At 36.6% G+C, this 22,428-nt stretch carries 25 protein-coding genes; 9 read left to right on the top strand and 16 right to left on the bottom strand.

What is annotated here, in order from left to right; genetic code table 11:
• Window positions 1-48 precede the first annotated feature (48 nt).
• From EHQ31_RS12695 to EHQ31_RS12675, 5 genes are read left to right on the top strand one after another with little or no spacing between them, the layout of a single operon-like run.
• Window positions 49-2,061, top strand: coding sequence for an OmpA family protein (locus EHQ31_RS12695; protein WP_135573160.1), 2,013 nt, complete (start codon window positions 49-51; stop codon window positions 2,059-2,061).
• Window position 2,062: 1 nt separating this feature from the next.
• Entirely contained in the window at window positions 2,063-3,187 is a 1,125-nt protein-coding gene (locus tag EHQ31_RS12690) for a DUF1577 domain-containing protein (RefSeq protein ID WP_135573162.1), read from the top strand.
• Between the two features lie 33 nt (window positions 3,188-3,220).
• Window positions 3,221-4,534: a histidine--tRNA ligase gene (gene hisS, locus EHQ31_RS12685; protein WP_135573164.1), complete on the top strand. Its 1,314-nt coding sequence runs from the start codon at window positions 3,221-3,223 to the stop codon at window positions 4,532-4,534.
• On the top strand, window positions 4,531-5,064 hold the full coding sequence (locus EHQ31_RS12680) for a phosphatase PAP2 family protein (RefSeq protein ID WP_135573166.1): 534 nt from the start codon (window positions 4,531-4,533) through the stop codon (window positions 5,062-5,064). The genes hisS and EHQ31_RS12680 overlap by 4 nt, the downstream gene beginning before the upstream one ends.
• Window positions 5,061-5,966: a lysophospholipid acyltransferase family protein gene (locus EHQ31_RS12675; protein ID WP_135573168.1), complete on the top strand. Its 906-nt coding sequence runs from the start codon at window positions 5,061-5,063 to the stop codon at window positions 5,964-5,966. Before EHQ31_RS12680 ends, EHQ31_RS12675 begins: the two co-directional genes overlap by 4 nt.
• A gap of 67 nt (window positions 5,967-6,033) precedes the next feature.
• Here EHQ31_RS12675 and EHQ31_RS12670 read toward each other — a convergent pair whose 3' ends face one another.
• From EHQ31_RS12670 to EHQ31_RS12610, 13 genes are all read right to left on the bottom strand, one after another.
• On the bottom strand, window positions 6,034-7,161 hold the full coding sequence (locus tag EHQ31_RS12670) for a Re/Si-specific NAD(P)(+) transhydrogenase subunit alpha (RefSeq protein WP_135573170.1): 1,128 nt from the start codon (window positions 7,159-7,161) through the stop codon (window positions 6,034-6,036).
• A 1-nt stretch (window position 7,162) separates the two neighbouring features.
• A complete protein-coding gene (locus EHQ31_RS12665) occupies window positions 7,163-8,095 on the bottom strand; it encodes a UDP-glucuronic acid decarboxylase family protein (RefSeq protein WP_135573172.1) in 933 nt (310 codons plus the stop codon).
• 57 nt (window positions 8,096-8,152) lie between these two features.
• Window positions 8,153-9,031: a M50 family metallopeptidase gene (locus tag EHQ31_RS12660; protein WP_409996921.1), complete on the bottom strand. Its 879-nt coding sequence runs from the start codon at window positions 9,029-9,031 to the stop codon at window positions 8,153-8,155.
• A gap of 18 nt (window positions 9,032-9,049) precedes the next feature.
• Entirely contained in the window at window positions 9,050-11,419 is a 2,370-nt protein-coding gene (locus EHQ31_RS12655) for a SpoIIE family protein phosphatase (protein WP_135573176.1), read from the bottom strand.
• Window positions 11,416-12,684: a hypothetical protein gene (locus EHQ31_RS12650; protein ID WP_135573178.1), complete on the bottom strand. Its 1,269-nt coding sequence runs from the start codon at window positions 12,682-12,684 to the stop codon at window positions 11,416-11,418. Before EHQ31_RS12650 ends, EHQ31_RS12655 begins: the two co-directional genes overlap by 4 nt.
• Window positions 12,681-13,835 carry a bifunctional glutamate N-acetyltransferase/amino-acid acetyltransferase ArgJ gene (argJ, locus tag EHQ31_RS12645; protein ID WP_135573180.1) on the bottom strand — a complete coding sequence of 385 codons (1,155 nt, stop codon included), beginning with the start codon at window positions 13,833-13,835 and terminating at the stop codon, window positions 12,681-12,683. Before argJ ends, EHQ31_RS12650 begins: the two co-directional genes overlap by 4 nt.
• A 52-nt stretch (window positions 13,836-13,887) precedes the next feature.
• Complete coding sequence (locus EHQ31_RS12640) at window positions 13,888-15,252, bottom strand: HAMP domain-containing sensor histidine kinase (protein WP_135573182.1); 1,365 nt, start codon at window positions 15,250-15,252, stop codon at window positions 13,888-13,890.
• The gene (locus EHQ31_RS12635; protein WP_135573184.1) at window positions 15,245-15,919 is read right to left on the bottom strand and encodes a response regulator; all 675 of its coding nucleotides are present in this window, start codon (window positions 15,917-15,919) and stop codon (window positions 15,245-15,247) included. The genes EHQ31_RS12640 and EHQ31_RS12635 overlap by 8 nt, the downstream gene beginning before the upstream one ends.
• A gap of 71 nt (window positions 15,920-15,990) precedes the next feature.
• Window positions 15,991-16,371 carry a hypothetical protein gene (locus tag EHQ31_RS12630; protein WP_135574079.1) on the bottom strand — a complete coding sequence of 127 codons (381 nt, stop codon included), beginning with the start codon at window positions 16,369-16,371 and terminating at the stop codon, window positions 15,991-15,993.
• A 7-nt stretch (window positions 16,372-16,378) separates the two neighbouring features.
• Window positions 16,379-16,738 carry a hypothetical protein gene (locus EHQ31_RS12625; RefSeq protein WP_135573186.1) on the bottom strand — a complete coding sequence of 120 codons (360 nt, stop codon included), beginning with the start codon at window positions 16,736-16,738 and terminating at the stop codon, window positions 16,379-16,381.
• Window positions 16,722-17,240: an RNA polymerase sigma factor gene (locus tag EHQ31_RS12620; RefSeq protein WP_261637343.1), complete on the bottom strand. Its 519-nt coding sequence runs from the start codon at window positions 17,238-17,240 to the stop codon at window positions 16,722-16,724. The genes EHQ31_RS12625 and EHQ31_RS12620 overlap by 17 nt, the downstream gene beginning before the upstream one ends.
• A gap of 50 nt (window positions 17,241-17,290) precedes the next feature.
• The gene (locus EHQ31_RS12615; protein ID WP_135573190.1) at window positions 17,291-17,665 is read right to left on the bottom strand and encodes a hypothetical protein; all 375 of its coding nucleotides are present in this window, start codon (window positions 17,663-17,665) and stop codon (window positions 17,291-17,293) included.
• The gene (locus EHQ31_RS12610; RefSeq protein WP_135573192.1) at window positions 17,662-18,834 is read right to left on the bottom strand and encodes a hypothetical protein; all 1,173 of its coding nucleotides are present in this window, start codon (window positions 18,832-18,834) and stop codon (window positions 17,662-17,664) included. The genes EHQ31_RS12615 and EHQ31_RS12610 overlap by 4 nt, the downstream gene beginning before the upstream one ends.
• 12 nt (window positions 18,835-18,846) lie before the next feature.
• Between EHQ31_RS12610 and EHQ31_RS12605 the strand changes: the two genes are divergently transcribed.
• Both EHQ31_RS12605 and aat read left to right on the top strand, forming a co-directional pair.
• Complete coding sequence (locus tag EHQ31_RS12605; RefSeq protein ID WP_135573193.1) at window positions 18,847-19,578, top strand: hypothetical protein; 732 nt, start codon at window positions 18,847-18,849, stop codon at window positions 19,576-19,578.
• Complete coding sequence (aat, locus tag EHQ31_RS12600; protein WP_135573195.1) at window positions 19,575-20,231, top strand: leucyl/phenylalanyl-tRNA--protein transferase; 657 nt, start codon at window positions 19,575-19,577, stop codon at window positions 20,229-20,231. Before EHQ31_RS12605 ends, aat begins: the two co-directional genes overlap by 4 nt.
• On the opposite strand, the gene EHQ31_RS12595 is transcribed toward aat, so the two are convergent.
• Window positions 20,218-20,808: a hypothetical protein gene (locus EHQ31_RS12595; RefSeq protein ID WP_135573198.1), complete on the bottom strand. Its 591-nt coding sequence runs from the start codon at window positions 20,806-20,808 to the stop codon at window positions 20,218-20,220. The genes aat and EHQ31_RS12595 overlap by 14 nt on opposite strands.
• Before the next feature lies 1 nt (window position 20,809).
• Window positions 20,810-21,145, bottom strand: coding sequence for an Mpo1-like protein (locus EHQ31_RS12590; protein WP_135573200.1), 336 nt, complete (start codon window positions 21,143-21,145; stop codon window positions 20,810-20,812).
• Window positions 21,146-21,359: 214 nt separating this feature from the next.
• Here EHQ31_RS12590 and EHQ31_RS12585 point away from each other — a divergent pair, with 214 nt between their 5' ends.
• A complete protein-coding gene (locus tag EHQ31_RS12585) occupies window positions 21,360-21,647 on the top strand; it encodes an LIC10235 family protein (protein ID WP_135573202.1) in 288 nt (95 codons plus the stop codon).
• Window positions 21,648-21,652: 5 nt separating this feature from the next.
• Here the strand turns inward: EHQ31_RS12585 and EHQ31_RS12580 are convergent, their stop codons facing one another.
• Window positions 21,653-21,829 carry a DUF1289 domain-containing protein gene (locus EHQ31_RS12580; RefSeq protein WP_135573204.1) on the bottom strand — a complete coding sequence of 59 codons (177 nt, stop codon included), beginning with the start codon at window positions 21,827-21,829 and terminating at the stop codon, window positions 21,653-21,655.
• A gap of 86 nt (window positions 21,830-21,915) precedes the next feature.
• On the opposite strand from EHQ31_RS12580, the gene flgN reads away from it, so the two are divergent.
• The gene (gene flgN / locus EHQ31_RS12575; RefSeq protein ID WP_135573206.1) at window positions 21,916-22,428 is read left to right on the top strand and encodes a flagellar export chaperone FlgN; all 513 of its coding nucleotides are present in this window, start codon (window positions 21,916-21,918) and stop codon (window positions 22,426-22,428) included.

The following is a 22,428-nucleotide window of genomic DNA, read 5'->3' as shown; positions in this document are numbered from 1 at the left end:
TCCCTTGGCAGAAAATTCCGATTAGCCGATACATAGGAGAGACGGCAGATGAAAAAACTCCTTATTTTCTTAATCATTTTGGCATTCCCACTTCTGGCACAGCCTTTACCTAAAGTGAAAGATGTAAGGTTTTACCAGCCACTCAACACACAAAATGTGGAGTATAACCCGATCATTTCACCCACAGGTAGATACTTGGTGTTTCAATCCAACAGACCTGGCGGAGAAGGTGGGATGGATATTTGGATTTCGGAAAATTTAAGTTTTCCTGACCGAATGAAATTGCCGGTTTGGTCACCACCTAAAAACTTTCGTGAACTGAATACCTCCAATTTTGAAGGTATGTTTTCCATCCTCTTTGATGAAGAGGAAAAACCATACGAACTATATTTTACATCAGTACGTGATAAAACCCAAGCTGACCCTAAAAAGAACCGTGAAGGTTATGACGGGCTTAATCTCTATTATACTAAAATCAACCAAAGGACAGGCCTTTGGTCCATTCCTGTTCATATAAATGAAGTTAATTCGCATTTTGAAGATAAAATGCCCGCCATTTCGCCTGATGGTTGTTCGATGGTATTTTCATCCAATCGCCCTGGTGGACTGGGCGGATTTGACCTTTGGATTTCCAAACGAGAACCGACCACTGAAACAAAAGATATAAACCCAGATAAACCTACAATTAGATGTAGAGATGGAGTTTGGCAAAAACCGATTTCTATGGGATCTACGGTTAATACAAACGATGATGAAATTAGTCCTAGATACCACTGGGATGGATTACGATTGTATTTTAGTTCTAACCGAGGGGATAAAAACCGAAAGTTTAGTTTTTATTACAGTGAATATGATGAATCACAAAAAACCTTTACTATCCCAGTTTTATTAGGATCTCCTTTTAACACAAAAGAACAATTGTCAGGCGAATCAACAGGATTTCCATTTGATACACCTGCAGATTATTCTACATACAGCCTTTGGGAAGAAAGTGATAACGAGGGAATTTCAGTCACTTTCGATGATTTGTGGTTTTATTTTTCATCCAACAGGCCCGGCGGGGAAGGCCAATTCGATATCTACCGAACAATGGTTCCAGAAGACCTTCGTCGTAGTTATGAGTTTGTATTTCGTGGGTTAGTTCTGGATGGATCGGAAGCGATTATGATTGGTCTGGATTCGACTCTAAAAATTTACGATGATACAAAACCTATCCAAGTGATTACTTCCAAACGTATTGGAGGCGATCTTTCCATTTCCGATGCGGAAAACTTTCGAACTACAATCAAAACTGGAAAACTTTACCGAGTGGAAGTGTCTTCACCTGGATTTCATCCTACAGAGTTACTTTTGGATTTAAGAGGGAACGTAGGAAAAGATAAGGAACAATATTCTCAAATTATCTTACAACCCATTCGTCCTGCAAAAGACGAACGCCCAGACAAATCCATCCAAGGAATTCGTTTTATTGTTAAAGATAAAAAAACCGATTTAGTAATTCCAAATGCGATTTGTTATTATTTTGATGATCTCACAAGAAAAGGAAAATCCTTAGAATCCAAAGATAGTCATTTTGATTTGGAAAAATCTCCTACTATGGATTTTGAAATTTTGGTCAGGGCCAAAGGTTTTAAAGAAGAAACATTCCTTTTTGCCAAAGAGAAAATTTCTGGAATGGAAGGAAAAGATACCGTACTTTATCTAAGAAATCTAAATGATTTTGATAGTTTGTACAATACAATTATTTATTTCCCGTTCAATGAACGAACATTGAGTGATGATGATAAGAAGAAATTGGATCTTTTTGCGGACTTCCTTATCCAACATAAAAATGAAAAAGTTGAAATTGGTGGACATACTGATAATGTAGGGAATAAAGAATACAATATCAGTTTGAGTGAAGATAGAGCCATTTCCGTTTATCAATATCTTCGATTGAAAGGTGTTCCTAAGGAAAGAATGAAGGTACAAGCTTACCATTATTCTCAACCAATTTCGGAAAATGATACAGAAGAAGGGCGTTCGCGAAATAGACGCGTGAACTTCAAAAAAATAGACTAATATGATCAATCGCGTAAAAATTCATTTCGACCAAGAAAGGGATTACGTTCCTTTAGAGGCTATACGTACTTTGCCCGAGTTTTTCAAACAGATGATGGGTGGAGATGGACTATTTCTAAAGGGTTACGACACACCGATTCGAGTGAAGTTTAAAGGAGAAAGGCCAGATGGTGCTCATATATGGGAACTCGAAACCATTCCCGAACTAATAGAAACAATTTTTACCGTTCAAGCGACTCCTAGTTTTCATGTTGAAGTGGATTATGAGCTGATCAACCAAAAAGATAACTTACTTCTTGGTAAAATTATTGATCGTAGACAAACTTATGCTACAAGACAAGATCCTAGAAATGAAAAAGTTAGAGGGAATGTAGTCGCATCAAATTTTTTAATTGCAAAAACGAATATAGATTTTTCAAAGCTAACTGGAATTAGTTCTCAGGTTATTTTGTCTGATATTCAAAGAACTGTACTTAGAGATTACCCACAATCAAAAGTTGTTTTCCTTTCGGTTTCCACACACAGTGATGAAATCGATTTGATGAAAGAACATAAAAAATCAATTTTTATTTTAGATACGGAATCCTTTTTATCTTATCCTTCAGATGATGTATTTGATCCCAAAAAAACTTTTGAAGATGAGTTTCTATTGGATGATAAAATTCAGGAATATAAAAAGAAAAAGATCGGTTCTTTTATCTATTATCCTTTGTTCATTCAAATGAAAGACATGCATTTTTTTGCATATCTCTCGCTGGAAACAGAGCGCACTGGGATTCCTGATGTAGTATTAGATTTGTTTAAAGAGGTTGAACGTACGTTTCAGGAAAGAATCATGGACTCAAATACCCATATTCTTGATGTCAGACAAAACGTACTCAACGTTTCCCGAGGTGGAGTTGCCTTGGAAGTTAATGATATGGAAATAATTAAAGCATTAAGAGTGAAACCTACATTTACTTTAGATATCAATTTCAAATTGCAGGCACCGATTCGTATGGCAGTAGAATTACGCCATTTAGAAGAGGTGAATGATTATTTTAGATTGGGTGGAAGAATCACAGGTGTCAGCGGAGATAAAAAAGCAAAAGAGATTTACCATAGTCTTATTGAATTTTTCGGCTGATCTTGCGTAGGTTCGGGTTCCAGGGGCCATAGATTGAAAGAGCAAAAACTAACAACAGAAAACTATAAGGGCACAAGGGATTTTTATCCTGAAGATATGCGCTTACGTAATTATTTATTCTCAGTGATGAAAGATGTAGTCAGGTCTTACGGATACGAGGAATACGATGGTCCAATGGTGGAATCCTTGGATCTCTATAGAGCAAAAACGGGAGAAGAAATTGTAGGAAAACAAATTTATAATTTCATTGATAAGGGAGATCGCGAAGTGGCGATTCGACCTGAAATGACACCGACTGTCGCAAGGATGGTTGCCAAAAAACTGAGAGATCTTCCTCGCCCCATTCGTTGGTTTTCGATCCCTAATCTTTGGAGATACGAACAACCAGGACATGGCAGACTTCGTGAACATTGGCAATTGAATGTGGATATGTTTGGCGTAACTAGCCAAAGAGCAGAGTTAGAGATTTTATCTTTGGCATGTGATATTCTTTTTGCATTCGGTGCACCACGAAACAGTTTTAAAGTGACAATTTCCCATAGGTCACTTCTCGACGAATTTTTGTTAGATGGTTTAAAGGTAAGCGCTAATCAAGCTCATGAAGTTTCTAAAATTTTAGACAAAAAAAATAAAATTACTGAAGAAGAATATACGAACCTCGTTTCAAAAACCATTCCTAACGATCCAACGGCAGTTTCAAAAATAAATTTGTTTCTTGCAGCAACTACAGAATCACTTGATCAAATTCCTGGTATCAAAGAAGAAACACGAAACACAATTCAAACTTTGTTTGGGGATTTAAAAACAATTGGTTTGGAGGATATTGTATTTTTTGATCCTTCCGTAGTAAGAGGATTTGATTACTATACAGGTTTTATTTTTGAAATATTTGATACTTCTCCACAGAACAAACGTTCGTTATATGGTGGGGGAAGATATGACAATTTGATTGGCCTTTTTTCCAATGAAGAACTTTCTGGAATTGGATTTGGTCTAGGTGATGTAACCCTTCAGAATTTTTTAACCGCACACAATCTATTACCAAAATTTGATAACGATTCAACAGTTTACATTCCTCTTTTGGATGAGTCTTCATTTTCCGAAAATCATAATTTTGCAAAAGAATTAAGAAAAGAAAAGATAGCCACTGAGGTATCTTTAGTTTCTCAAAAAATGGGAAAACAACTTTCTTATGCAGAAAAAAAAGGTTACCGTTGGATATTACTTCGTGGTGAAGACGAAATTAAAGCAGGCACTGTGACCTTAAAAGACATGGCTTCAAGGAATCAATGGACTTTTTCTTTTTCGGAAGCACTTCATAAGATAAAAGAAGAGCTTTCTAAATGAATTTGATTTCTTCTATTGACTTAAAGTTTTCGATTTGGATCCAAAAAAATCTACACCATCCACGTTTGAGTTGGGTATTATCTCGAGTTAATCGCGGCGAAATGTTTGCATTGGTATTGTTGCCACTTATGTTTTTAAGTGATTTATACAAACCAGTTTATGTTAGTTTGCCATTTGTTTTAGTTTTTACCTATTTTACAGACCGTTTGGTTTTAGTTTTAAAAAAATACTTCGCTAGAAAACGTCCCCTAGTCAGTGTTATGGGAAAAGTGGATTCAAATCCTGATATGAAACATTCGTTTCCTTCTGCACATAGTGCCAATTCCATTGTAGTATCGACAATTTTAGTTTTTGCGTTTCACGAAACTCCGTATTTCTTTTTGTTTAGTTTGTTTGCTGGTGTTGGTAGGCTAATTACATTACACCATTTTGTGAGTGATATTGTAGGAGGATGGGTCATCGGTTTTGGAATAGGACTCATTGCAGTTCTAGTTCATTATTATTTTTGGACTTATTGTTTAACATTATGAAACAGATTGGATATTTTATTTCATTTTTAATCGTTTATTTGTTTTATTTTCCGTTTAAAATTCTGCCGTATAAATGGTGTTTGGCGTATGGAATTTTTTTGACCAACCTAATTTATCCTTTTGATAAAAAACATAGAAAGGTTGCTGCTGATAATATTCGTTTTGCGTTTCCAGCATATACCGAAGAACAAATTTTAAACTTAGTAAAGGCTCATTATCGACATTTGGGTATTCTTCTTGCGCATACACTTTGGGCACCACGGATGACTAAAAAATGGTTAGATGAAAATTTAGTCATCGATGATGAGAGTTTAAAAATTGAAGAAGAAACAAAAAAACAAGGAGTCGGAGTGATTTTGATTTCGGGTCACTTTGGAACTTGGGAAATTTTAGTTCAGTTTTTAGGAATTCGTATGAAAGGTGGGGGGATTTACAAGAAGGTGAGAAATCCTTTTGTGGATCAGTTGCTCCGCCGTATGCGTACTAAAAATGGAGTTGTCCTTGTTCCTGTGGAAGAATCAACACAAGTCATTAAACTTCTCAAACAAGGATATTGGATTGGTTTTGGGGCCGATCAAAATGCAGGCAAAGCAGGAATTTTTGTTCCGTTTATGAACAGGCAAGCTTCTACTTTTGTCGGACCAGCACTTATGGCTTACTTAACTGGCGCTAAAATGTTATACTATTCTGTGTTAGCTGGTGAAAATGGAAAGGTAATTATTCGAGTAAAGGATTTGGGATTTGTTGATAAAAAACTTTATCCTTCGAAAGACGATGTGATTAGGCATTATACGGAGCTTTGGACAAAAACTTTAGAAGGAGAAGTGAAGTTATTTCCTGAGCAGTACTTTTGGGTCCACCGTCGTTGGAGAACCCAACCGCAAGTCATAGAAAACAATTAGAAGTTGAAAGATTAAAAATCTAAAAGTAAAAATCTAATCTTTCAAATGCCAATCTCAAATCTCGGAGTTACTCTCCGAGAAGTGCAAGTGTTGGTTTGTGACGAATGGAACCATTTTCCGCAATCATACATGCATTGATGATTTCGTCTTCTAAGTTGATGTTAAACTGTTTCTCTTTGTTCACAAAAAGTTTTAAGAAGTTCACAATGTTCTTAGCATACATTTTACTTGCGTCCATTGGTTGTGTACTTTGTAAGTTGGAATTTCCAATGACAGTGATTCCTTTGTAAACAATGGTTTTGTCATTTTCGGTTACTTCACAGTTTCCACCATTCACAGCTGCTAAGTCTACAATCACAGAACCTTGTCTCATTTTATCTACCATATCTTTTGTGATGAGTAGGGGAGCTTTTCTTCCTGGAATGAGGGCTGTTGTGATGATGATATCGGCTTTTTCCGCGTATTTTGCAATGGCTTCTTTTTGTCTACGTTGGTAATCTTCTGATTGTTCAACCGCATAACCACCAGTATTTGATGCATCTGCGGCACCTTCTACTTCCACAAATTTGGCACCGAGTGACATACACTGTTCTTTTACTTCAGGTCTAGTGTCAAAAACGTCAACCACTGCCCCTAATCTGCGAGATGTTGCAATCGCTTGCAGACCTGCAACACCTGCACCAAGAATCAGAACTCTTGCTGGAGTGATGGTTCCCGCAGCTGTTGTTAACATTGGGAAAAATCGGCTATAGTTGGAAGCTGCAAGTAACACTGCTTTGTATCCAGATACAGTAGCTTGGCTACTAAGTACGTCCATAGACTGAGCTCGAGTGATTCGTGGGATGGTGTCCATAGAGAAAATTTTAAAAGATGCATTGGCAATTTCTTTTACTTTTTTCGGGAAAGCAAGGGGAGATAGTGTTGCAATATAGATTTTGTCTTTGCCAATCTTTTTTGCACTAGCCTCGTCCAAAGCATGGATGGACACAACAATGTCTGAACCCGAAAGAATAGCGTCTCTGGATTCTACTGTTGCACCAAATTCTTTATAATCTGAATCAGAAAAAAATGCATTGTCTCCGGCAGTGGATTCAATGGAAACAGTGAAACCTAGTTTTTTTAATGGTTCTATTACGTCTGGAGTGATAGCCACTCTGTTTTCATAAGATGGTTCTTTGATTACGCCTATTTTCATTTTATACTCTTTTACTAAAATATTCGATGGTTTTTTTTACGCCTTCCACTAGTGGAACAGTCGTAGAATAATTCAATTTTTCTTTCGCCAACCCTAAGTTTGGTTTTCTTCTGGTCGGATCATCTTGTGGGAGTGGAAGATAAATGATTTTAGATTTACTTCCTGTCTCTTTGATTACGAGTTCAGCTAATTCTTTAACAGTAAATTCGCCATCATTACCTAAGTTTACAGGTCCAACGAAACCTTCTGTATTCATCATAGAAATGATTCCACTCACTAAATCATCCACATAACAAAAGGAACGTGTTTGGCTTCCATCACCATAAATGGTTATGTTCTCTCCACGTAACGCTTGTACGATGAAGTTGCTTACTACACGACCATCATCGGGAATCATTCTTGGACCATACGTATTAAAAATACGGATCACTCGAATGTCTACTCCGTGTTGGCGGTGATAATCAAAACATAAAGTTTCAGCTACTCGTTTTCCTTCATCATAACAACTACGAATTCCAATTGTGTTCACGTTTCCCCAATACGATTCCGTTTGAGGATGTTCCAGAGGATTTCCGTAAACTTCGGAAGTACTTGCTTGAAGGATTCTTGCTTTTACCCGTTTTGCAAGACCAAGCATGTTCATCATTCCCAAAACATTTGTTTTGGTAGTTTTGATGGGATTACTTTGGTAATGAACCGGAGAAGCAGGACAGGCCATGTTATAGATTTCATCTACTTCCAATTTGATAGGATCCGTAATGTCGTGCCGGATCAGTTCGAAATTTGGATTCCCGAGGAGATGAGTCAGGTTTTCTTTTCGTCCGGTATGGAAATTGTCCAATACGATGATTTGGTTCCCAGCGTTCAAAAGAGTTTCTGCTAGATGGGATCCGATGAATCCGGCTCCACCTGTGATAAGGATTCTTTTTGCCATTGAGATTCTATATTTAGGAAGTCTATGTCCTCGGCAAATGAAAATTTGCGTAAAGGCCTAGGGACTGTTGTCTTTCGGGGGAAAGTCTTGGAACAAATTGGGGGGTAAAACAATTCCACTTTCGGGATCTACACCACGTTTTTCCAACCAAAGTTTTGCCTCGGGAGAAAGATCACCAGGAAAACGTTCGAAACTCTCTTCCAAACTGGGAAAATCATGGGTTTCTTCATGGCTAAGGGAACTACGGAGGGACATAAAAATGATTCCTACACTGAGAAGAGACCAAAGAGTCGCGATCATATAGCCAAGGACCACAACCACCGTCGGAACTTCTTCATTTTGTAGGTCTTCGGGACCAAGACCGGCCATCCAAAATGCCAGAATACCAGCATCCGTTTCTGTCAGTCTTTCGGCAAAATCCGAGAGGTCATACAATGAATATAATGAAATACTTGTGCCTAAAAAAACTAAAGACAAAATTGAAATCGTTTCACCTAACATTCCTGTTACGAGAATTCCTACTCCCCAAAAAATTCCAGTAAGGTAAGCAAGTTCACCTAATTTAGAATACAAAACGCTGACTGAGATTAAAAATAATCCTAACAGAATCATTGTTTGGCGAGCATGGCGACCTTGGAAACCTAAACGAAGTAAAAAGGCACCTACAAGGGAGGAACCAATGTAACCTGCAGAAACTACTAGTATAAAAGAACCTCGAAAGGAAGCAGGAACAGCAATGGTTTCCCCACCTTCGTTTCCATGTAATGCGATTCCTTTTACAACTCCACCACTAAAGAGCGCGGCTGTGGCATGACAGATCTCATGGATGAGTACAACAAATTCTTTGAGATAAGAAGTGAATTGGTGGTCCCAAAACGCAACTAAGCTCAGTATCAAAGAAAGAAAAATGACAAATTTGACCGGTTTTTCTGCCATCATCAGTTTCAGTATCGGCTAATTGGGGGTAAAAGAAAGACCAATAAATGTAATATCATCCGATTGTTCTCGGTTCCCGCGAAAATTTGTCATCTTCACATCAAGTAGGGCGGGGATTTCTTTTACGGTTTTTTCGGCATTAAAGTGCAAAAATTCGATTAAAGTTTCCTCTCCAAAAATCTCATCGCGTTCACTAAAGGCTTCTGTGATTCCATCAGAGTAGAGGAATAATTTAGTACCTGGGATTAATTTTAATTCTTGGGCATGGTAATCAGTTTCTAAAATTCCGAGAACTCTTTGCGTTTTGGAATGTAATTTAATTTGTCCATCGGCTCGCATTTCAATTAATGATAGATGACCTGCATTTACATATTTAAAAACATTTTCATTGGAGTCAAAAACTCCTCCGAGGAGAGTCATAAACTCGTTTCCTTTATAACGAGCACGAAAAAACGAATTGATTTCGCGAAATAAACCTTCGAGGGAAGTTCCATTTCTGAGTTGTTCTCTAACAATTCCTTTGATCGCGCTAACTAAAAATCCAGTTCCCAATCCATGTCCAGCAACATCACCTAACAAGACAATCATTTTTGTTTGAGATAAAGGAATGATATCTAAATAATCTCCTGAAATTCCCACAGCAGGTTTGGAAATATAACCGTAATCAATACCTTTGATTTCACTTGGTAATATGAGTCTGAGAGTATTGTCAACAATGGAAGCTGTTTGAATATCCCTTACGATTTTACGTTTCTGTATTTCATCTTCTAATAAACTATAGTTTTCGAGTAACATCCCTGAAATTTTGACAACTTCATTGATAAATTTTAATTCACCAATAGAGAAATATTTTTTATCTAATTTCTCTCCAATAAGAATCATTGCTTGGATGTTTTTTTTGTTAGAGGAGGAGTCATAAGCTGGGAATGCTAACTGAACATTTAAGCCTTTTAGAAAATTATATAAAGTCTCTCTTAGTCCAATACCATATTCCAAATGGGAAGTTACTGTTACGCGATCAGTACTTTTGAAATAATTCCATATTTCTGATTGAGGCGAAATTCGTACGAAGTTTATGTTTTTTAAGTCTGTACTAGCAAATTGATCGCCAGGAATCAAAATAATGATATTTGAAATATTTACAGTCTCTTTGACAGTTCGGTTGATGGTTAGGATTGTTTTTCGCATCGAAAGCGGAGAAGATAATAGTCCGGCAATTTTATTGATCCCTTCGCTGAGTTTTGGGTTTTGTTCAAAAAACCAATAATCAAATAACTCTTTAACTTTTAGTTTGAGTGGAATCAAATATGCAGTTACTAAAAAAAGATAAATTAGATTAAATACCCAACGGTCTTTTAAATAGCGAATGGGAAGTATAAAATCTAAAATAAAAATAGAACCTATATAGGTTCCCAAAATGATAGAAACCAAAATCAATGTGACAATACTTGGAGTAAAAATGACTAGCGATGGTACAAACGTATAACGATATGTTCCGTAGAAAAAAGAGAGAATGAATAAAAGGTAAGTAGTTATAAAAAAGGATCGATGTACAAAAAACCAAGGGTAACCATCAAAGAAGATGATGCTACTAGGAAGGGCTACGTAAAGGAAAATGGATGAAACTAAAATAATCCTCTTTAGAAGAGCTTCCTCTTGCGGTTTCGATCGTATTATTTCATAGATATTAGCAATAATATTGATGGAACCAAATAAAACGGTTATAGCATGAGCTACCAAAACCACTCTTTCGATAAGCACCATATCGTACTTTTCTTGTGATGCGATCATTGCCATAATAAAAGAAATTAATATTTGTGGTAATAACCATTTTGAATTGATCTCTTTTCCGCGTAACCTGTAGATTAAATGATATTGTAAAAAACTCCCAAAATAGAGTGTTAGTACAAAAAGAAAAATGGAATTATTAAAAGTTAATACAAAAACATTGGAAAGAATGACGAGGCCAAAATTAAAGAAGAAACCAAATATCAGTGCATCTCTTGTGGAATAATAAAAATATACAGCAATTGCAAGACTAAAAAATGCCAAAAATAAATCGGAAAAAAATACATTGAGAACATCTGTTTTGCGAACGGTAATTAAATTGAAATTAACTTCATAAACTTCACCTTTGTAATTTTTTAAGTGTAATGGAAAGGAATCAATTTTTGAAAAATCTGTGATAGATTCAAATTTTTCTAAATCTTCCTGAACTACTGAGTTTCCCCAGTGGGCGCGGTTTCCTTCACCAATATTTACAATGAGCCCCGAAGGATAATAATAAAAGGGAAGTCTTTTTGCGTTATTTTGAAATCCTATAAAAGCAAAGAGAAGGATTAAAAAAAACAAAAGTGAAGAAAGTATGGTGATGGCAAGTTCTCTCATTTGACTTCCGGCTCTTCGAAAATAAATTTTAGAATTGGTTCACCTCTTTGTTGGATGAGGATGGGTCCTTTATCCATGTTAATCATATTTTTCCAACCCATACTTGCCACAACTTCTTCAGAGTTTCTGGTAATACGAAATTGTTTGCCTTCCTGAATTATATAAAGTTCAGAATATCCAATTTTTCCAATTATCATTTCGTAATTTTCTTTCCAGTCTAACTTTTGAAAGGTGGATTGTATTAAAGATTTTATATCTGAAAATCCTTTTAAAATACGAAGTCTTGATTGTGAATAAACCACACCTAATATATAAGAAAGTATGATGCCAATATGTTGGTAAGATTTTCCCGCATTAAGAATGACAAAAAACCAACTTCCATCCTCTACTTGAAAAAACTCGATTAAGTTTCTACTTGTTCTTTTAAAGGCCGTGATTTTCCAACCCATTAGATCAGGAATTGTTCCTGTTTCTAAAAGGTTTTGAACGCGCACCGCATAAGCCGCTTCTTTTTGGTACTTTTTGTTTTCTGAAATATGATAGGAAAGAATGTGGTTATGTATTGTTAAGGCTGATTGTCCTGCAAGAAGTGATAAACTATGTGTTGCATCCGTATTGGGAATATTGGAAACAGCTATGAATCCAAATAGTTTTTCCCTAAATATAAATGGATAAATGTAATTCGCATGGAGTTCCATGAAGTCATTATTGATGTTTTCCAGAGAATAAGTTTCCGCAACAGAAGCTCCATTTCGTTTGCTAAGCAAAAAAGATTGAAAACTTGTTTTGACTGTTATGTCTTTTGTCGGACTTAGCTTTTTTTGGCGGCCCCGAAAATATGAGTGGAAGGCGAAAGTTCCATTATGTGTTAACACAGCCATAGTACCGGAATGGCTTCCTGTGATTTTCACCATATCAGGAAAAACATTTTTGATTAGTGCATCAAAGTTAAATCGTTTGATGGCTTGCCGGTATGATTCTGCATCTTCTGTCAGATATTCAGATAAAAATCTTGTTCGAATGTAACGTGTAAGTCTTTCGATGATAGGAAGATATAAAATCAGAGCAAAGGCACTGGTTAAAAGTAGTGCAAGTTCCAAACGATAAGACATAGGTTCTGGAATTTGCGATAAAATCAGAAAATAGGAAACATATACTAATAAAATAAATAAAGTACGTGTAAAGATATTGGTTACCGAAAGTTTTAATTGATAACTCGAAGGTAAAAAATATTTGAATGCACTTTTGAATTTATTTGAATTCATGTTGTATAGTATGCGTTTTCTTGAATATATCCTTCCGTAAAATCACAACTCCAGAATGTTTTTTGGAAAGATCCAGTATTTAGAATCACAGAGATATGGATTTCTTCATTTGATTTTAAATATTCTGCTAACTTTGTTTTGGTGTTATTATCTGCACCCTTTACGGATATTCCACCTAATTGGATTTCTAATGAGTCGTATGGAATTGGTTCATCAAATACTTTTCCAATTGCCATCACAAACCTTCCCCAGTTGGGATCACCACCGTAAATGGCTGTTTTCACAAGAGGTGAATTGAGAATGGATTTCCCAATTTTTGTCACCTGCATATCGTCTCTGCCGTGCGATACCGTAAGTTCAATGAGTTTTGATGCTCCTTCTCCATCTCGAGCAATCATTTTGGAAAGGTCTGTTGCAATTTCTCTTAAATGAGATTCAAAAACATCATCTGGAATGGAACCGAGAACACCAGAACACATAAGAACCACTGTATCACTTGTAGAGGTATCTGAATCAATGGTCACACAATTGTAAGTTACATCCACCACTCGTTTTAGAATTCCCGGTAGGTCACCTGATTCAGGCAAGTAGTCGCAAAGAATATAAGACAACATGGTAGCCATATTGGGTTCAATCATTCCTGCACCTTTGGCAATACCAAACATCACTCCTTCTCCTGCTTGGTTGGTCATCGTGCGATAGGAGATTTTTTTACGAGTGTCCGTTGTCATGATTGCTTCAGCAACTTCATCTAAATTGCCTGGTTTTAAATCTGCTTTTGCCGTAGAACAAGCGTTAAGTATTTTTTCTATTGGTAGTGGAACACCAATCACTCCCGTAGAGGAAGGAAGAATGTCTTCGGCAGGAATACCTAAAGATTTTCCAAGTTCTATACAAATTTGGTAGGAGTTTTTGATTCCTTGTTCCCCAGTTGCGACATTGGAATTTTTAGAATTGATGACAATGGCTTGCAAATGCCCATCTTTTATATGGTCGCGGCCCACATAAATAGGTGCACCTGGAAAATTATTCCGTGTAAAAACGGCTGCCGCCTTACATCGATTTTCCGAATATATGACTGCAAAATCTAAACTACTGTCTTTGATCCCGATGTTTTTGCCGAAGGAATAAAATCCCAATGGAAACTTCATAAATAACCTACCGGATACCAATATTCTATCCGGCGATTTCTCTTACTAGAATCTATTTTTTGGGAAACTCAAAGGTGAAAATGGAGCCACCTTTCGGGTTGGAAGTTACGGAAACCTCTCCTGAATGGAGTCTAGCAATGTGTTTGACAATGGAAAGGCCAAGACCCGTGCCACCCTCTTTTCTTGAACGATTGGTATCCACCCGGAAAAAACGTTCAAAAATTCGTTCGGCGTCTTCTGCAGAAATACCAATGCCATGATCGATGACTTGGATTTGATTTTTGTCCTCTGTAGAAGAAGTTCTGACAATGACACTAGAACCTTCCGGGCTATAAGCAGAGGCATTGGATATCAAATTCACTAACAAATCCTCAAGGAGGAGTCGGTCTGCCTTTACACGAAAATCTGATGGAATATCTAAAACTAAATTTTGTTTTTTTTGGGAGTAAATCACACCCAAGGATTCGGAAACATTTTTTACCAAATCAAACAGAGAAAACTCGGTAAGGTTTAATACTGTTTTATGATTTTCCAATCTAGAAACTGTCAACATATCTTCTACAATTCGAATGAGTCGGTCAGTATTTCTAAGAATGGCATCTAAAAATTTTCGTTCATTCGAATCTTGTGGAAGTTTTAATTTATACTCTAAAGTTTCCGCATAACCTTTAATTGATGTTATGGGAGTTTTTAATTCATGAGAAGCATTTTGAAAAAATTGTTCTCTAATGAGTTGGTTTTGTCTATCTTCAGTTATATCTGACAAAACTCCAATAAACAATTGAATCATGGAATCAGATTTGATTGGGTAAATGCGAGCTGTGTAAAAATGAAGTCCATCTTGGAATTCTGTTTTTCCTTCTACACCCTTTTGGATTTTCTCTTTTATAAAGTTTAAGAGTTCTTTGTTTTTGATTGCGGGTGTATAAGCTTTAAATTGGGAATTTTTTTCAATTAAGGTGTCAGAGATATTACGATTTAAAAATAAAAATTTTTCATTTCTATCGATAGCAAAAACACCTTCTTTTAGATTTTGTAATAAATAATTAAATTTCTCTTTTTCAACTGTCAGATCCAAAAATTGGACTTTGAGTCGTCTAGCCATTTCATTGATAGAGGATGTTAATGTGGCGAGCTCACGAATATCAGGAGAAGATAGTTCAACTCCAAAATCTCCGGCGTTGATCTCTTTCGTTTTTTTCTCAACAGTAGCTAGCGGATCTGTAATTCGCATCGCAATGTTTGTTGAAATATAAAATGTTCCAAATATGGTAATTAATACAAATCCAAACAAAATGAGCGGGCGGACTGCAGGTACCACTAAATCATAGATATAAAACACACCCAAAGCTAGGGTCAGTAAAACAAGTAAGAGACCCCAGTTGAGTAAAAGTAATGTAGAAAAAAAACTACGCATCTCGGAATCGGTAACCGACCCCGCGGATCGTTTCTAATCTTTCTTTTTCAGAAAGTAATTTGTCACGAAGCCGTTTTATATTTACATCAACGGTTCTGTCCGTTACAAAAACATCTTTTCCCCAAATTCGATCGAGTAGTTTGTCTCTTGAAAAAGCAACTCCCGGGTTTCCAGCGAACAGTTGTAAAAGTTTGAATTCGATTAACGTTAGGTCAATCTCGGTACCTTCTACAAACACTTTGTGTGCCGTTGGATTGATTTGTATTTTTCCAGTGGAAATGGTTCCTTGGACTTCTTGGTTTGGGTCTGTAGTTCTTCGTGTAACGGTTCTTACGCGGGCAACAAGTTCGCGGATGTTGAATGGTTTACGTATGTAATCGTCAGCACCTAATTCAAGACCAAGAACCACATCGGTTTCCCCGGTTTTTGCTGTTACCATTAAAATAGGAATATGAGGGTATTTTTCTTTGATGCGTCTACAAAGATCCATTCCACCAATTCCCGGCAACATCAGATCTAAAATGATTCCGTCGGGTAGGTGTTTTTCCAAACGTGGGAGGACTTCCATCCCATTATGACAAACTTCGGTCTGGAATCCTTCTTCCTCTAAATGGAATTGGATGAGTCCTGCAATGTCTTCTTCGTCATCTACAATTAGTATTTTCATGAATTAATCCAAAAGTAACAGGGATTCATTACAAAAAGAATACAAAATGATTACAAAGAAACGATATCTATCTATTTCCCGAGCATCTGATTGATGTCTCGGATCGCTTGGCGCTGTCTGAGTAACAAAAATCCCAGGAACCCGAAGAACAAAAAGAAGGCAAGGCCGTACACCCAAAGGAGTGAACGAAGTCGGGCTTGTTCTTTTTCAATGGCTTGGATTTCTTCCAAGTGAGAAATGAGGAAATAAAAATGATCTGCTTTTGGGTAGGATTTTTTGATTTCAGATCGGAGTTCGGATACAAGCACTTTTGAATCTTCTTTAGAAAGGGATTCGATGAGAGGGAGTGCCTTGTCCAAATCCATTTTTAAAAATTCATCCGCAGTAGGCAGCGCCTCGGCAGAAAGGGAAACGGAAAATAAAAGCAGTGGGAGAACCAATAGACCTTTCACGAATACTTTAAACCTCTTCAAATCCAAGTTTCTCTTTCCATTCATTCAGAAAAGGAATTCTTGTGTTGAGGAGTAAAAAGCCAAGGACAAGAGAGTAAAAACAGAAAAACAAACTGGAACTAATCAAAATGGGTAAAAGTAATCCTGTGTTTTCGTTATAAAAAACTGATAAAAACATAATTCCCATTGGAATCATAAATAACAAAATCGAAAGGCCAACTGAGGAGAATAAAAACTTGAGAGGCAAAATTTGCCCTAACACTCGCAAGCGGATTATGGAAGATGATTCCAAATTCTTTAAGAGTGGATCTGGATTTCTAAAAACTGTGATTTCGTTCTTGGATCTGGAATCAACCTTCGATTTCATGTGACCACCATTTCCTTAATAAATCCTTTCCTCTAGAAATATGACTTTTAATCGTACCAAGTTTTATATTGAGATCGGCGGCAATTTCTTTGAGAGGTTTGTTTTCAAAATAATGTAAAAGAATCGGCAACTGGTATGATTTTGGTAATTTGGAAACAAGGGATCGCAGGTTATGACTTGTTTCTTCTTTATCTAAAATTTCAATTACGGAAGGTTTTGATAGGTCCGCTACAACGGATATATCTTCTTGCCAATCAACAATAGGTAATTTTTTCTTCTTAAAAACTTTTGTTAGGCGAAACCTTGCAATTTGAAATAACCATGTGGAAAACTGAGATTCTCCTCGGAACTGACTTAAAGATTCATAGGCTTTTAAAAATACTTCTTGGGTAAAATCTTCCGCTTCTTCCTCGGTGAGAAAGGCCTTTTTGGCCTGGGAAAATACCATACCTTGGTATCGTTTCATGAGGACTTCGAATTGGGATACGTCTCCTCTTAGGATCGATTGAACAGAATTCCAATCTTCCTCGTTGCAGATACGTTGTACCGAGTCTACCGATACATTTTGTAGAAGGTCAAGAGACCGAGTCCAATTGCGAATGGGATTAACCCTCCTAACATCGCCATAGAACTTCCTAAGACGAGTATAAATACAAACGATAAGGCAAAACCAGTGAATGTCAACAAAAGACCAAGGAAAAAGGAATACAATCTGATGTCAAAACTCCAAGGTTTGTATTGTCCAGACTGGATGAGTGCCATCTTTTGTTTATGCCACCACTGAAACAAAAAAAACAAAAGTGTGGTGCCAAAAATAATCCCCATATTGGGAACTAAATACAATACCAAACGGTAAGGATCGGATCCACCGCTATCCTGAATTTTTGTAAGTATCGTTATGATTGTTTCATATTGCTCCTGAGTCACGAAACAGCCTCTCCAATTAAATTTGATGCATAAGCACTAAGATATGACATTCCCTCTGGTTTGTCACACTGGAAAATTTGGACACCAATGTTTGTGGAATCGGATTCTCCTTTTTTTATGCTTCGTAAACTTCCATAAAAAGTGTAGGGGGAAGAATTGATTACCATCTGAAAAGAAACAGGAGAACCTAATGTACTTGTTTCAATATTGGTTCCCGTGGGAAAGGTAATTCCGATTCCTCTTCCATCTTGACTAATATCTCTAACGGGTGTTGTGCGAACAATTGTTTCCCAATCCTTTGCGTATGCGAATTCCAATTGGAATACAAATTCTTCGGCCTTTTGATCTAAAAAATTTAGTAAAGGTCCAATTCCTTCCGCCCCTTCAATATCCGATTGTAATACTGGATTCCCAAGGTCTGGCAAATTGCTAATTATTTCGAAGTAACCTAATAAGATTTTTCCTTTGGAAAAAATTGGAAATATCAAAGTAGATTTGATATTATTTAAAAGCAGGGAATCCAAATAAGAACGAATATATATTTCGCTAAGTTTTTTGGGGCTAAAAAATTCTCTTTCCGTATAAAAAATCCTCTTATTCGCATCACGCACGTAATATGGTGCTTTTGAGGTAGCAAGTGCTTCCATAAGCTGCGTGTCTACGGCATAATAAAAACCAATTTGAATTTTTTTAATAAAATATCCATAATTGGCTAATACTTGTTCCAAATGAATTTGCCAATGGTTTAAAATTTGATTGATGATGGAAGTTTTTCCATAAATGGAAATGACAGTTCCCAAATCGGCTGTTTGTGCCATTTTGAATTCATAAGCAGATATGTCTTCAATCGTTGCCCGTTTGGCTGATCTCTCCAAAGGTTCAATGAGGATTTCATACACTTGAAGTAAATCATCTTGGTAAGGATTCACTGGTTTCACACGAAGTTCGATTCGATTTTCTTTAAGAACAGAAACTAAAGATTTTGGTTTGGAAACAATTGGATCAGTGGTAGAAATTGTAATATGGACTGATTTTAGGATATCGTTGATAGCGACTGGGTTTTGAAGGGTAAACTTTTGTTTCGTATCCTTATCTTGCAGAATCGTTGTAGTTAGTTTGGAAACAATTCCCAAAACGGTTCTTTGGTCAGTCAGTCTGTATTTTTTCATGGTCTAAACAGTATGATACGTAAAATCCTAATTTTTGCCATAGTTTTTCCATCATTTTTGCCTTTATTGGCAGAAAAACCAAAATACCAATACTTCGGAAAGGCATACGATCTGAAAACAGGTAAGTATATTTATTCCGACAATCATAAAGAATATTATAATAATGGAAAACATATCTATTCTGATATCCAATACAAAGACGCTGAAGGAAAGGTTTTTGGCACCAAACGTATTGAGTTCGATAAAAACTCAGAAGTTCCTACATTTAAAACCGAAGACTTTCGAGACGGATATATTGAAGGTGCTGATGTAAAAGGAAAATCGGTCCGTCTATTTTCCAAACGAAAAAAAGAAGATCCTCTTTCCGAAAGGACCTATACACCAAAGTCTCCTGCGGTGATGGATGGTGGGTTTGATTATTTTGTCAGAAACAATTGGGAACTTTTATCGAAAGGGGAAAGAATGTCTTTTCATTTTCTTGCTCCCGTTCAGTTAGATGATTATCAGTTTGCTGCCGAGAAAATTAAAGATGGTGAATGGAAGGGTAGGCCAGCTCTTTATTTAAGACTAGAGGTTGATAATTTTCTTTTGAAACAAGTTGTGAAACCGTTTTTTTTAGTATATGATGTGCAAACGCGGAGAATTTTACAATTTGAAGGTCTTTCCAATATCAACGATGAAAATGGAAAAAGTCTGAAGGTAAAAATAGTTTATGATTATCCCAAGGATGTACTGGAACCTTGACACAAAGGACTTTCGATCAGTTTTTTAAAAATCCACGAACTTGGAAGGAAGACCTTGTCGCTGTGGGTGGAGATTTTTCCGTAGAGCGACTGTTATATGCATACAAACACGGAATTTTTCCTTGGTCGGAAGATCCTATTCGGTGGTATTGTTTAGATCCTAGGGCTATTTTTGATTTAAAAAGAGTTCATTTTTCCAAAACTGTACAAAGAAAAGTAAAACAAAATAAATTTCGAATCAGTTTTAATGAGGCTTTTCCTATTGTCATGCAAGCTTGTTCCTATAGAGAAAAAGATAATACTTGGATCACTCCAGGATTTATCGAAGGTTATGCGGACTTAAATAGAAAAGGTTGGGCACATTCTGTAGAAGTTTGGAATGCAGAGAATGTTTTAGTTGGCGGAGTCTATGGGGTTGCTATTGGCAAATTTTTTGCAGGGGAAAGTATGTTTTCTTTTGAATCCGATGCAGGAAAGGTGGGACTTTTTCATTTATTTGAAAAATTAAACCAGTCTCAATTTGAACTTTTTGACACCCAACAACTCAATCATGTGACTTGGCAATTGGGTGCCTATGAAATTCCTAAACTATCTTATTTGGATCGATTGGAACGTGCATTAGGTGAATGTGAACCTTGGCTCATTCCACCTTAACACGACTGAATTCATCCAATTCCACTTTCCACAATTTTTGAATTTCACCTGTTACATTTTCCCATTCTTTCTCACCTAACTTAGGTGCACGATAGGGATCAAATTGGGGATGGTTCTCCCAAAAATGATCCAAATCTGGTTTGGAAATAGTAGTTCGGAAAATTTCGGCTTCTTGGATTTCTGCATCAGGATTCTTTTCTCCCTGAATGAAAAACGGTTTGGAAAGACTTAAAGAAAATCTGTGAAAATGATGGAGGGCCAAAGCATAACTGGTACGAAGTAAAACTAAACTATGGTATTCGGTATTTGTTTTTCTGTATTCCGAAGCATCATTGAAAGTGAGCGCAGAATTACTTCCATAAGTAATTTGTACTTCGTGTTTTTGGTCTTTATCTATTTCTGTTTCAAAGCGTTTGAATTCTTGTCCTAAAATTTTTGGTAAAACCAAATTGGCAAAGCTAAGAAGATTTGTTTGGTTCCCATCCCGAAGAGAAGTTACCTCTTGTTTAGTAATCTCTTTCGGTTGGCAACCAAGGAACAAAACAGCAGTTACAAGCAAATTGAGAACAAGTTTCATCTTAGCTATTATTTGACTTAATTTTGGCAAATTCTACATCAATGCGACCGGTTAGCATTTTGAAATACATGATCCAATCTGAGATAAAAGAATAAAATGGATAGGTAAAGGTTGCCGGTCGGTTCTTTTCTACAAAAAAATGTCCTATCCATGCGAAGAAATACCCACTAACAAGAGCAAAGGCTAAGATATAGAACTTACCTGTGGATAAAAATCCAAGGATGCATCCTAATGCGAGACTTGATCCAACAAAGTGAAGAGCTCGATTGAACGGATGGCTATGTTCCTCCAAGTAAAAAGGGAAAAAATCTTTGAGTGTTTTGTATTTCTTTTCCATACATGACTCCTTACACTTGATCATAATCAATAATCTTACTTTGCCAAGACAAAAATGATTCTAATCTTAGAGTTTATCCCTAGTTTTTACGTCTATATTCGATAATTCGGATATGATTTTAAAATTGTGTTGCGCGTTAGTGGGTACTGACTAATTTGCATTAACATTTAGAATCTAACAGAGAGTTAAATTTAGCAAGAAAGCAGGAGAATGTATGAAACCTAAATCGATAAAACCGGATGAGCTGAGTAAGATTTTTGCCGAACTTAAAAAAGGCGATGAATCTGCCATCGGTAGTTATTTAGTAAAAGGGGTTCGCCTTCAAATCAGTAAATACAATCTTTCCGGTGCCGAGCGAGTTCAGTTGTTATACAAACGAAGAAGAGCTCAAGGGATGTGTATTGTATGCGGAAAAAAAGTAACAAAGAAAAATCCGTCGACAGACCAACTCTATAGATTGTGTGAAGAACACCGCAATAAGATTGATAAAGGTACTAAATAATCAATTTACCTGAGAGAGTTTCCCGCCTTTCGTTGCGGGAGCTCACTCCAAACTTTTTCTCTCTCCTCTTCGGTCATCCTAGACCAATTCCCAATTTCTTCAATAGTTCGATAGCAACCCGCACAGAGCCCTGAATCTGGGTCCATCATACAAACTTTGGTACACGGCGATTTTAGTGACATAGGCCTGAAAATAGTAAATTTTTATAAATTTTCCTAAGCAAGTTTGGGAATCCGTCGATCCTTCCCATAAGGGAAAAGGAATTCGCATGTTGGATTGGGTAGAATCACTTAGAAGTTTATTTACTAATGAAATAGACTGTTACAAGCGCCTTCTGGAATTGGAAGGCAAAAAAAGAGCGTCCATCCATTCTGCGGACGGAAAATCCTTAGAGTCCTATGTCAAAGAAAGTTATCATATAATGGTAGAAGCATCCGAATTAGAACGAATTCGGATGAAAACGATCGAAGATGTGTATGAAAAGGAAAAATTCACAAAAGATGAATCTACTATTACACTCACAAGTTTTCTGAACCAAATGGATCGTGAGTCCAATTTTAAACTCAAAACATTCGCTTTAGAATTAAAGAAGGTAGTGGCTGATTTAAAAGACGCTATCATCACAAACGATAAACTCTTAAAAACACGAAAAGAGTTTTTGCAAACTACTGTTGACTCTTTGCAAGAGTTATCCAGAGAAAAAGTTTATACCTCACACAAACAACCGACAAGGCGTGGGCAGGGCCAAAAAGGCGCGATCATTTTGAACGCGACTGCCTAG

The organism is Leptospira montravelensis, assembly GCF_004770045.1.
In the GTDB taxonomy this organism is placed as follows: Bacteria; Spirochaetota; Leptospiria; order Leptospirales; family Leptospiraceae; genus Leptospira_A; species Leptospira_A montravelensis.
This window is presented reverse-complemented; position numbering and strand designations above follow the sequence as displayed.

Excerpts from the sequence above, each read along its gene's own strand:
- EHQ31_RS12695 (WP_135573160.1), top strand. The coding sequence starts at position 49 with ATGAAAAAACTCCTTATTTTCTTAATCATTTTGGCATTCCCACTTCTG.
- EHQ31_RS12690 (WP_135573162.1), top strand. The coding sequence starts at position 2,063 with ATGATCAATCGCGTAAAAATTCATTTCGACCAAGAAAGGGATTACGTT.
- EHQ31_RS12680 (WP_135573166.1), top strand. The coding sequence starts at position 4,531 with ATGAATTTGATTTCTTCTATTGACTTAAAGTTTTCGATTTGGATCCAA.
- EHQ31_RS12675 (WP_135573168.1), top strand. The coding sequence starts at position 5,061 with ATGAAACAGATTGGATATTTTATTTCATTTTTAATCGTTTATTTGTTT.
- EHQ31_RS12670 (WP_135573170.1), bottom strand. The coding sequence starts at position 7,161 with ATGAAAATAGGCGTAATCAAAGAACCATCTTATGAAAACAGAGTGGCT.
- EHQ31_RS12665 (WP_135573172.1), bottom strand. The coding sequence starts at position 8,095 with ATGGCAAAAAGAATCCTTATCACAGGTGGAGCCGGATTCATCGGATCC.
- EHQ31_RS12660 (WP_409996921.1), bottom strand. The coding sequence starts at position 9,031 with ATGGCAGAAAAACCGGTCAAATTTGTCATTTTTCTTTCTTTGATACTG.
- EHQ31_RS12655 (WP_135573176.1), bottom strand. The coding sequence starts at position 11,419 with ATGAGAGAACTTGCCATCACCATACTTTCTTCACTTTTGTTTTTTTTA.
- EHQ31_RS12650 (WP_135573178.1), bottom strand. The coding sequence starts at position 12,684 with ATGAATTCAAATAAATTCAAAAGTGCATTCAAATATTTTTTACCTTCG.
- argJ (WP_135573180.1), bottom strand. The coding sequence starts at position 13,835 with ATGAAGTTTCCATTGGGATTTTATTCCTTCGGCAAAAACATCGGGATC.
- EHQ31_RS12640 (WP_135573182.1), bottom strand. The coding sequence starts at position 15,252 with ATGCGTAGTTTTTTTTCTACATTACTTTTACTCAACTGGGGTCTCTTA.
- EHQ31_RS12635 (WP_135573184.1), bottom strand. The coding sequence starts at position 15,919 with ATGAAAATACTAATTGTAGATGACGAAGAAGACATTGCAGGACTCATC.
- EHQ31_RS12625 (WP_135573186.1), bottom strand. The coding sequence starts at position 16,738 with ATGAAATCGAAGGTTGATTCCAGATCCAAGAACGAAATCACAGTTTTT.
- EHQ31_RS12610 (WP_135573192.1), bottom strand. The coding sequence starts at position 18,834 with ATGAAAAAATACAGACTGACTGACCAAAGAACCGTTTTGGGAATTGTT.
- EHQ31_RS12605 (WP_135573193.1), top strand. The coding sequence starts at position 18,847 with ATGATACGTAAAATCCTAATTTTTGCCATAGTTTTTCCATCATTTTTG.
- EHQ31_RS12595 (WP_135573198.1), bottom strand. The coding sequence starts at position 20,808 with ATGAAACTTGTTCTCAATTTGCTTGTAACTGCTGTTTTGTTCCTTGGT.
- EHQ31_RS12590 (WP_135573200.1), bottom strand. The coding sequence starts at position 21,145 with ATGGAAAAGAAATACAAAACACTCAAAGATTTTTTCCCTTTTTACTTG.
- EHQ31_RS12585 (WP_135573202.1), top strand. The coding sequence starts at position 21,360 with ATGAAACCTAAATCGATAAAACCGGATGAGCTGAGTAAGATTTTTGCC.
- EHQ31_RS12580 (WP_135573204.1), bottom strand. The coding sequence starts at position 21,829 with ATGTCACTAAAATCGCCGTGTACCAAAGTTTGTATGATGGACCCAGAT.
- flgN (WP_135573206.1), top strand. The coding sequence starts at position 21,916 with ATGTTGGATTGGGTAGAATCACTTAGAAGTTTATTTACTAATGAAATA.